The sequence below is a fragment of the Pseudomonas nabeulensis genome (assembly GCF_004682045.1).
Lineage (GTDB): Bacteria > Pseudomonadota > Gammaproteobacteria > Pseudomonadales > Pseudomonadaceae > Aquipseudomonas > Aquipseudomonas nabeulensis.
Genome location: NZ_QUZT01000114.1, coordinates 1 through 10,171 on the forward strand (window position 1 = coordinate 1; position 10,171 = coordinate 10,171).

Here is a 10,171-nt window from a genome sequence, read left to right on the forward strand (position 1 = left end):
ATGCGGTGGATGGATTTGGGGCGGCTTCGCCACCCAGCGCGGGGCAAGCCCGCTCACTACAGAGGCGGTGTTGCTCCTGTCATCTCTTAACTGACTGGCATTAGGTGAGGGTGATCCAGTAGCGTGTCCGTGCCTGCACCTCGAACCCCAGGGTCGAGGCCAGCAGGCTGAGGATGCGGTCGGTATCGTCAAGGCGGAAGCTGCCGGTCACGCGTAATGCTTCAAGGCGCGGATCCCAGCGCAAGACACCCGGCCGATAGCGCTCCAACTCCCGCAGAAAATCCCCCAGTGGCTGGTTCTGCGCGGTCAACACGCCATCGCGCCAGCCCAGCTGTGACACGTCAAACGGTGCCCAGTCACCCATCCCGCTGGCCTTTAACGACGCTTGCTGCCCTTGCTGCAAAGTCGCCAGTTGCCCATTCATGTCACGCACTTGGGCTGTGCCCTTGAGCACCGATACACGGCAACCGTCGGCCAGTTGCCGAACGCAGATTTCAGCCTGACTGACGCTGACCTCGCCATAGCGGGTGCGCAACGTCATCGCCATCCTGCCCGGCACGCTGAGCGCCAGCTCGCCGTCAAGCAGGCTGATACGCCGTTGCGCCAAATCGATATCTATCGCTGTCGCGGTGTTGAGTTGCACGTAAGCGCCATCGCTCAACGGCAGGCGTTTGCGCTCGCCGGTCGCCGTGCGCAGGTCGGCGCGCCACGCCTCGACAGGCAGTTGGCGACTGATCAACCACGCAGTCGGCACCAGCGCAGCCAGCCCCAATGCCCGCTTGAGCACTGCGCGCCGTCCCGGTTGCGGACGGTCAAGGCTGGCCATCGCCAGGGCCTGGGGCAAGTCACTGAAGCGCTGACGCAATGTCTGGGCTTTTTGCCAGGTCTGTTCGTGTTGGGGATGGCTGTCGCGCCAATGCTGCAAAGCGGCGTGATCACCTTCGGTAGCCGCGCCGGACTCCAGCAACGCCAACCACTGCGCAGCGGCGCGGGCAACGTCACGGCTCACAGGTCGACCAACAGGCAATGCTCATAGGCCTGGGCCATGTAGCGCTTCACCGTGCGCTCGGAAACCTCCAGGCGCTCGGCAATCTCGCGATAGCCCAGGCCTTCAAGCTGGCTCCAGAGGAACGCTCGCCGTACCAAGGCGGGCAAGCCGTCGAGCAATTCATCCAGCGCTTGCAGGGTTTCCAGCAGCAACCAGCGCTGTTCCGGTGAAGGTACGCAGGCTTGCGGCAACGTGGCCAAGGCGTTCAGGTACGCCTGTTCAAGGCTGCGTCGCTGATGAAAGTTGACCAGCAGGCGCTTGCCAACGGTCACCAGGTACGCACGCGGTTCCTTCATCTGTGCAACCGGCTGGGCGCTGGCCAGTACTCGCAGGAACGTATCCTGGCTCAGGTCCGCCGCATCCCAGGCATTGCCCAGGCGGCGCCGCAGCCAGCTTTCCAGCCAGCTGCTGTGGTCGCGGTACAGGCTCGACAATGTCAGTTCGGGGCGGTGCGTGGGGACAACAGCATCATTCATGGCAAGCGACCTGCGCGGCGCGACTCTGTCTCAAATGAGATTCATTCTATTTAATATCGCCACGACACACCATGGGCTTTTTAAAACGACGGATCTTTAGCATGTGTCTGGTTATGGAATTTTGCAGATAAGCCAATAAGGTCCGTCCCATGCCATGGCCGATTTACCAATGCATCATCACCGCCAGCCAGGCCCGCAACGTACTTGCCGCGGGCGTCTTTGATACCCTCAGCGTATCAAACCATACTCACTTGATATTAGACGCGAGCAAAACCCAGGGAGGAAACTAACGCCAATTATAAAAATACCTAAAGAGTATAAAGATGCAGACCCATTCTTCCTGGATCGTCCTGTCCATCACCGGCCTGTACATGCTCAGCCTCGCGCTGATCAGCTACGGCGTGCGTCGACACTCGCGCAGTGCCACCAACTACACCACGGGGGGCGGGCATTTTCCGGCGTTCCTGATTGGTTTCCTGATGCTCTCGGAGTTTATCGGCACGGCGGTGAGCATCGGCACCGCCCAGACCGGCTTCAAGGTTGGCCTCTCGGCCGCCTGGAACCTGTTTGCCCTGGCGCTGGGCTTTGTGTTGTTCGCCTGGCTGCTGGCGCGCAAATACAAGGAACTGGGCGATAACACGATCTCTGGCGTGCTCTCGCGCAACTACGGCCAGCGCACGCGTTTTGCCACGTCGATCATCACGATTTTTGCCCTGGAGATTGTCGCCGTGTCGATCTACGCCAGCGGCGGTGCAGTGCTGGCCAGTGTGATGCAGGTGGACCGAACCCTGGCCATCGTGATTGTCGGGGTGGTCTCGGTGGTGTACGTGAGCATCGGCGGCATGCGCTCAGTGATCTATACCAACTTTGTGCATGCGGCCTTGAAGTATCTGGGGGTCGGACTGGCACTGTGGTTCGGCCTCAAGCAGGTCGGCGGCATTGGCCAATTGCAGGCGCAATTGCCTGCCAGCATGTTCGAGTGGACCACCGTGGGCTGGGGCCAGATCATCGCGTGGATGATTGCCGGGATCGGTTCGATCTTTTCCACCCAATACGTGATCCAGGCGGTGAACACCGTGAGCCACGCCGGCAAGGCCCAACGCGCGTGTTTCTACGTGGCGGTATTGATGGTGCCGTTTGGCATCGGCGCGGCGTTGATCGGTATGTGCAGCGCGGTGCTGTTCCCTCAGGTGGATTCGCTGCAAGCCTTTCCCAGCCTGATCGCCAGCATGGACCAATTCACCGCCGGTCTGGTGGTGGCGGGCCTGGCAGGTTCCTTGTTCGGCACCATTTCTGCGGTGAGCATGGGCTCGGCCACACTGTTGCTGCGTGACTTCTATGAGCCCTGGTTCAACCCGGAAAAAAGTGACGAGAAAAACCTGCGTTTCGTGCGCCTGGCGACCATTGCCGTGGGCCTGTTGCCCATCGCCCTGGCATTGACCTCGGACAAAGTGCTGATGATCGCCTTTCTCGGCAAGGCCCTACGTGCATCGTTGGCAGTACTGGTCTTGCTGGTGTTTTATGCGCCGCGCTTTGGCACGGCGACCGGGGCATTCCTGAGCATCATTGCGTCGTTGGTGGCGACGGTGGGTTGGTTCCTGGCGGGCAACCCGTGGGGCATCGATAACGCCTATGTGGCGTTGTTTACGCCGTTGGTGATCATGAGCATCAGCCATATGACGCGCAAGCAGTCGCAATTGCAGCCACTCCGATCATAGGCCGCGTTTACGCAGCCATTGCAGGAAGCCTTTCTTGGCGGGCACAACAGGCGTCTCCTGGGTCAAGGCCTGCGCCGCGTGCAGGCGGAAATCCAGCAGCGCCTTCATCGCTTCACTGATGTCGTGGCGGGCGTCGAGGCAAGGCTTCAAGTATTCCTTCTCGATGCGGTACAGGGTGCAGAAGGTCTTGGCCGAGAAGTCCGCCAACGCGGCTTGATCGGACAAGATCCCCGCCTCGCCGATCACCTCCCCTGGCCCCATGCGCCCGGCTTCGAACTTGTGGCCGTCCTTGACCAGGCTCACCGAGACCACGCCGGACTCGATAATAAACAAGTGATCACTCACCTCACCCGCCGGCAAAATCATGTCACCGGTGCGATAGGTGTGCAGGACCATGTTCTGGCTGAACATGTCCTTTTCCTCCTGGCGCAAGGTGGAGAAAATTGACGAGCGCTCCAGCAACGCCCGGGCGGCAGACATGACGGCAGGCGCGCTATTTTCGGTCGCGGACAACACCCCAACACCGGCCGCCTGCAAGTGACGGAACGCCAAATCATAAAGCTGATTGCGCACTTCACGCTTGAGGGCCATGGCCGGCACAAAACCGCTTATTTCATATTCGACACCGCCACTGGCCGATGTTTTGAATGCCACGCTCGGTGCCGGCTTGGCCAGCAACGGACGGCATCCCTGCATGGCTCGCTCCAACGCCTCGATTACCGTTTGCGGGCGCGCATGGGGGCTGACTTGCAGGCTGACGGCCAGGCCGAACATATCCGCCGGGCGCGAAAAATTGATGATCTTGGCCTTGGCCGCCAGGGAGTTGGGAATCACCGCCATGCTGCCCTGGGACGTTTGCAGGCGCGTGGCCCGCCAGTCGATGTCCGTGACCCGGCCTTCGGTGCCGTCGATGGAGATCCAGTCGTCCAGCTGATAAGGCTTGGTGGTGTTAAGCACGATCCCGGAAAACACATCGCTCAAGGTACTTTGCAACGCCAGGCCGACGATGATCGCCACCGCCCCGGACGTGGCGAGCACACCCTTCACGGGCAGGTCGAGCACATAGGCCAGCGCGGCGATGATCGCAATCAGGAAAATCACCGCCCCCAGCAGGTCCTGCAACAGCCGCCCGGTGTGGCCGACCCGTTGCATCATCAGCGTGCCGAGCAACACCGTCAGGGTTCGTGCCGCGAACAGCCACCAGCCGATCTGCAACGCCGTTGCGGCCAGGTGTAATGCAGTGTTGTCGGCATACGGCGCCACGAGCATGGGGTTCATGCCATCGTTGAACAGCACGGCGCTGTACACGGTGAAGATCACCAGGCGTGCAGCGAGTTTCCAGGTGGCGAGGTTGACAGAGATAAGACGCCAGACGGCGATGTCGATGAAGATCAGCGCCAGGGCGCAGAGCATCGGGTGATCGGAGATAAATGAGGGCATCCAGGCGACTCCAGGGCGAATGCGCAGAAGATCGCATGAAATGCTGATGGCGGGTATAGCACGGAGCAAAATGTGGGAGGGCTTGCCCTAAAAGTAGCAAGTGTGAAAGTAACCTGTGGCGAGGGAGCTTGCTCCCGCTGGGCCGCGTAGCGGCCCCGAAGAGGGGACTGCTGCGCAGTCCAGCGGGAGCAAGCTCCCTCGCCACAAGTACGCTGTTTGCCCTTAACTGACTGGCATTAGGGCTCGCCCCTCTTAGTCTTGCATCTGGCCAAACCGGCCCGAATGAAAGTCCTCGAACGCCTGATGAATCTCCTGCTCGGTGTTCATCACGAACGGCCCATGCCCCACGATCGGTTCATCAATCGGCTCACCGCTGAGCAACAGCACCTTGGCGTCATCGTTGGACTCCAGCGTCAGTTGGCTGCCATCCCGCTCAAACAGTGCCAGATCCCCCTGGCGCGCGACTTCCTCGCCATTGACCAGCACCGTACCGCGCAGGATCACCAGGGCCGTGTTGCGCCCGGCGTGCAGGTCCAGGGTCACCGGTTTGCCGGCGTTCAGACGCAGGTCCCACACATCAATCGGCGTAAACGTACGGGCTGGGCCTTTCGTGCCATTGAACTCACCGGCAATCAAACGCAAGTGCCCGGCGTCATTGGCCAGCGGCAGCACGGGGATGTCGCCGTCGACAATGGTCTGGTAGCCCGCGTCGGCCATTTTGTCCTTGGCCGGCAGGTTGACCCACAGTTGCACCATCTCCAGCGCGCCGCCTTTACGGGCGAAGGCTTCGGAGTGGAATTCCTCGTGAATGATGCCGCGGGCGGCGGTCATCCATTGCACATCGCCAGGACCGATGGTGCCGCCGGCGCCGGTGGAGTCGCGGTGTTCGACTTCGCCGTCGTAGACGATGGTCACGGTTTCAAAGCCGCGATGGGGGTGCTGGCCTACACCACGACGTTCGCTGGTGGGGGTGAAATCGGCGGGCCCGGCGTGGTCCAGCAACAGGAATGGGCTGATGTGTTTGCCCAGACCGTCGTAGGAAAACAACGTGCGCACCGGAAAGCCGTCGCCGACCCAGTGGCCGCGTGGGCTGGTGTAGATACCGATCAATTTTTTCATGGTGGTCCTCCAAAGTGAGTACACCTTAATTCCATCGACCCATAAGCACTAGCAGGTAAAAACAGCCTTGATCGTTCCATGAGTAGAACAATCAACCTGGGGCTGGATTAATTTATATTTCGACCATAATATTCGCAAAAGATTACGATCGTAATTTTTAGTCCAATGGTCACGCCCCGGAGCCCGCCATGCACCCTCTTCCCCTGCGTCTTCTCACGCCCCTGGCCTTGTTGATAGTGCTTGGCGGCTGCAACAGCCAAGCCGACACCCTCGCCGAAGCGCCACCATCGCGCCCCGTACTCGCCGCAAAGGTCGAAGCGTCCGGCACGCAACAAAGCGCCTACACCGGCGTAGTGGCCGCCCGAACCGAAAGTGACCTGGGTTTTCGAGTCAGCGGCAAAGTGATCGAACGCAAGGTCGATCCCGGCCAGCACGTGTCCCGTGGCGACACGCTGCTGGTGCTGGATATCGGCGACTTTGAACTGGCGCTGCGCTCGGCCAAAAACCGCGTCAACGCCGCCCAGGCCCAACTGCGTCAGCGTCGAGACGACGAAAACCGCTACCAGCGCCTGGCCAATACCGGCGCCGTCTCGCGGCAGATCTTTGATCAGTCGGCCACCAACCTGCGGGTCGCCGAGGCCGAACTGGCGTCGGCGCAATCGGATGCCAGCCAAATCGAAAACCGTCGCACCTACTCCGTGCTCAAGGCGGACGGCGACGGCATCATTACCGATGTGCGCGTGGACCGCGGCCAGGTGGTCGCCGAAGGCCAAATCGTGGCGCGCCTGGCCCATGACGGCGCCCGTGAAGCCATCGTCAACCTGCCGGAAAACCAGCGTGACCAGGCCACGCAAAAAGCCCTGGCGTTCCCCTTCGGCGCGCCGGATCAGGCCGTAACGGCCACCCTGCGCGAGCTGTCCGCCAGCGCCGATCCCACCACCCGCACCTACCGCGCTCGCTATGTATTGCACGGCTCCGTGGAGCGTTTTGCCCTCGGTTCCACCATCACCGTGCGCCTGCAAGGCAATGGCCAGGCCCAGCAAACGCGAGTGCCTATCGGTGCATTGCAGGATACGGGGCAAGGCACGGGGGTATGGCTGATCGGTGCGGACGACAAGGTCAGCTTCGCCCCGGTGAAGGTCGCCAGTCTCGGCCAGGAAGACGCCCTGCTCGACAGCGGCGTGGCCCCCGGCCAACTCATCGTCGCCCTTGGCGCGCACTTGCTGCACAGCGGTGACGCCGTACGCCTGCTGCCTGCCCAGGCATTGGCCCTCAACCGCAAGCAGGACAACTGAGTATGCGCGGCATCAACCTCTCTGAACTGGCGGTCAAGCACCGCGCAGTCACGCTGTTCCTGATCATTGCGATCCTCGCTGCCGGGATCTTTTCGTTCGGCAAGCTGGGGCGCGCCGAAGACCCGTCGTTCACGGTCAAGGTCATGACCATCACCGCCGCCTGGCCCGGCGCCACCGCCCAGGAAATGCAGGAACAGGTGGCCGACCGCCTGGAAAAACGCCTGCAGGAACTGGACTACTACGACCGCGTCGAGACCATCGCCCAACCCGGTTTTGTGTCGATGCGCATGACCTTCAAGGAGTCCACCCTCCCCAGCGACATCCAGGACCTGTTCTACCAGACTCGCAAGAAACTCAGCGATGAAGCCGCGAAGCTGCCCAAGGGCGTGATCGGGCCGTTCTTCAACGATGAATATTCCGATGTGTACTTTGCACTGTACGCCTTGGAAGCCGAGCACCTGCCCCACCGGCAACAGGTGCAGATGGCCGAAGCACTGCGCCAAGGCTTCCTCAACCTGCCGGGTGTCAAGAAGGTCAATATCCTCGGCGAGCAGCCGCAGCGAGTGTTCGTGGAGTTTTCCTATGAGCGCCTGGCGACGCTGGGCATCAAGCCGGAACAGATTTTCCAGGCGCTCGCAGCACAAAACGCCGTGGCACCGTCGGGCTTTGTAGAGACCGCCGGTGCCCGCGCCTATATCCGTATCGACGGCGCCTTCGACAGCCTGTCGCTGATTGAAAACGTGCCGTTGGAAGTCAACGGCCGCGTACTGCGCATCGCCGACGTGGCGACGGTGAGCCGTGGTTATGAAGACCCGCCCAGCTATCGCATCCGTCACCAGGGCGACCCGGCGTTGATGCTCGGCGTGATCATGGAAAAACACTGGAACGGCCTGGAACTGGACAAGAGCCTCAAGGCCCAGGAAGCCAGGATCCAGGCAGACTTACCCCTCGGCGTGAACTTCGCCAAAGTTTCCGACCAGGCTAAGAACATCAGCCTGGCGGTGAACGAATTCATGCTCAAATTCTTCGTCGCCCTGGCGGTGGTGATGGTCATCAGCCTGTTGGCCCTGGGCTTTCGCGTGGGGTTGGTGGTGGCCGCTGCGGTGCCGCTGACCTTGTCCGTGGTGTTTGTGATCATGCTGCTCACCGGACGCGAGTTCGACCGCATCACCCTCGGTGCGCTGATCATCTCCCTGGGCCTGCTGGTGGACGACGCCATCATCGCCATCGAGATGATGGTGGTGAAACTGGAGGAAGGCTTCGACCGGATCCACGCCGCGACCTTTGCCTGGAGTTCCACTGCGGCTCCGATGTTGACGGGAACCTTGGTAACCATCATCGGTTTCCTGCCAGTGGGTTTTGCCCGCTCTGGCGCGGGCGAATACGCGGGTAATATCTTCTGGATCGTCGGCTTTGCGCTGATTTCCTCGTGGCTGGTCGCCGTGGTCTTCACGCCCTACCTGGGCGTGAAATTGCTGCCGCCGATCAAGCCCGTCCCCGGCGGCCATGACGCGATCTACGCCGGGCGTTACTACCAGAAGCTGCGCCGGGTGGTAGAAGCCTGTGTACGCCAGCGTTGGTGGGTTACCGGATTGGTGGTGGCGGCGTTTGTGCTGTGTGGCCTGGGCATGGGCGTGGTGAAGAAGCAATTCTTCCCCAACTCCGACCGTTCCGAGTTGATCCTCGAGGTGTATATGCCACCGGGCAGCGCCTTCAAAAGCACCGAAGCGGTAGCCGCGCAATTGGAGAAAGCGCTGCTGCAAGAGCCGCAGACCACAATGGTCGACACCTACGTGGGCGGCGGCGCGCCACGTTTTTTCCTGTCGCTGAACCCTGAGTTGCCAGACCCGGCATTTGCCAAGTTGATCGTGCAAACCCCTGACTCCCATGCCCGCGACGCCTTGAAAATACGCATGCGTGAGCGCATTGCCGCCGGTGAATTCCCCTCCGCGCGCGTGCGGGTCACCCAACTGTTGTTCGGCCCGCCCGTGCCGTTCCCCGTGGTGTTCCGAGTGTCCGGGCCCAATGTGGACGTGCTGCGCGGCGTGTCCGAAGACGTACGCAAAGTCGTCGCGGCCAACAAACTGACCAAGGATGCCTTCCTCGATTGGGGCGAGCGCACCAGCGGTTATCGCCTGGTGCTGGATCAAGACCGCCTGCGCCTGCTGGGCTTCACCCCCAACGAGGTCAAGTCCCAGCTTAACGCCCTGCTCAGCGGCAACCCGATCACCGAAGTGCGCGAGGGTAACCGCACCGTGTCCGTGGTGGCCCGCGCACAAGGCAGCCAACGTGAAAACCTCGGCAACCTCAACAACATGACCCTGACCAACAGCGCCGGTACGTCGGTGCCGCTGGCCCAGGTCGGGCAATTCCAGGCGGTGATGGAAGAACCGATCCTCAAACGCCGCAACCGTGCGGCCACCGTGGAGGTGCGCGCCGACATCATCGACGGCGTACAACCGCCCGACGTGGAAATGGCCGTCTACAAAGACCTGCAACCTCTGATCGCCACCCTGCCCGTCGGTTACCAGATCGACATCGGCGGCCCGGTGGAAGAAAGCGCCAAGGCCAACGTCGCCCTGGCGGCGCTGTTCCCGATCATGATTTTGCTGACCCTCACGGTGATCATGTTCCAGGTGCGCTCGTTTGGCGTGATGTTCATGGTGTTTGCCACGGCGCCGTTGGGGTTGATTGGGGCGGTGCCGACGTTGCTGCTGTTCAACCAGCCGTTCGGCTTCAATGCGATCCTGGGCTTGATCGGGATTGGCGGGATTTTGATGCGCAACACGCTGATCTTCACCGACCAGATTCGCCAGAACCAGGAGCACGGCATGGCGATTCGTGAAGCCATTATCGAAGCCACCGTACGACGCGCACGGCCGGTGATCCTGACGGCATTAGCGGCGGCATTGGCGTTTATCCCGCTGACACTGTCGGTGTTCTGGTCGTCCCTGGCCTATGTGCTGATTGGCGGCGTGCTGGTGGGCACGGTGTTGACGCTGTTGTTCCTGCCGGCGTTATGCAGCCTGGTGCTGGGCCGGGCCAAGACCAACCTTGTCGAAACGCCCCTCCCAT

The 10,171-nt window shown here is 61.5% G+C and carries 7 protein-coding genes; 3 read left to right on the plus strand and 4 right to left on the minus strand.

Features of this window, described 5'->3' with window-relative positions; genetic code table 11:
• Positions 1-100: 100 nt before the first annotated feature.
• The gene (locus DYL61_RS30455) at positions 101-1,009 is read right to left on the minus strand and encodes a FecR domain-containing protein (RefSeq protein ID WP_135311463.1); all 909 of its coding nucleotides are present in this window, start codon (positions 1,007-1,009) and stop codon (positions 101-103) included.
• A complete protein-coding gene (locus DYL61_RS30460) occupies positions 1,006-1,524 on the minus strand; it encodes a sigma-70 family RNA polymerase sigma factor (protein ID WP_135311464.1) in 519 nt (172 codons plus the stop codon). The genes DYL61_RS30455 and DYL61_RS30460 overlap by 4 nt, the downstream gene beginning before the upstream one ends.
• 323 nt (positions 1,525-1,847) lie before the next feature.
• Between DYL61_RS30460 and DYL61_RS30465 the strand changes: the two genes are divergently transcribed.
• Entirely contained in the window at positions 1,848-3,242 is a 1,395-nt protein-coding gene (locus DYL61_RS30465; protein ID WP_135311465.1) for a sodium:solute symporter family protein, read from the plus strand.
• Here the strand turns inward: DYL61_RS30465 and DYL61_RS30470 are convergent.
• Positions 3,237-4,682: a mechanosensitive ion channel domain-containing protein gene (locus DYL61_RS30470; protein ID WP_135311466.1), complete on the minus strand. Its 1,446-nt coding sequence runs from the start codon at positions 4,680-4,682 to the stop codon at positions 3,237-3,239. The two genes, DYL61_RS30465 and DYL61_RS30470, sit on opposite strands and share 6 nt — an antisense overlap.
• Before the next feature lie 252 nt (positions 4,683-4,934).
• On the minus strand, positions 4,935-5,801 hold the full coding sequence (locus DYL61_RS30475) for a pirin family protein (RefSeq protein ID WP_135311467.1): 867 nt from the start codon (positions 5,799-5,801) through the stop codon (positions 4,935-4,937).
• Between the two features lie 188 nt (positions 5,802-5,989).
• Between DYL61_RS30475 and DYL61_RS30480 the strand changes: the two genes are divergently transcribed.
• Together DYL61_RS30480 and DYL61_RS30485 are read left to right on the plus strand one after the other, a co-directional pair.
• Positions 5,990-7,096 carry an efflux RND transporter periplasmic adaptor subunit gene (locus DYL61_RS30480; protein ID WP_135311468.1) on the plus strand — a complete coding sequence of 369 codons (1,107 nt, stop codon included), beginning with the start codon at positions 5,990-5,992 and terminating at the stop codon, positions 7,094-7,096.
• 2 nt (positions 7,097-7,098) lie between these two features.
• The coding region (locus DYL61_RS30485) for an efflux RND transporter permease subunit (protein ID WP_135311469.1) at positions 7,099-10,171 on the plus strand (3,073 nt) is incomplete at its 3' end.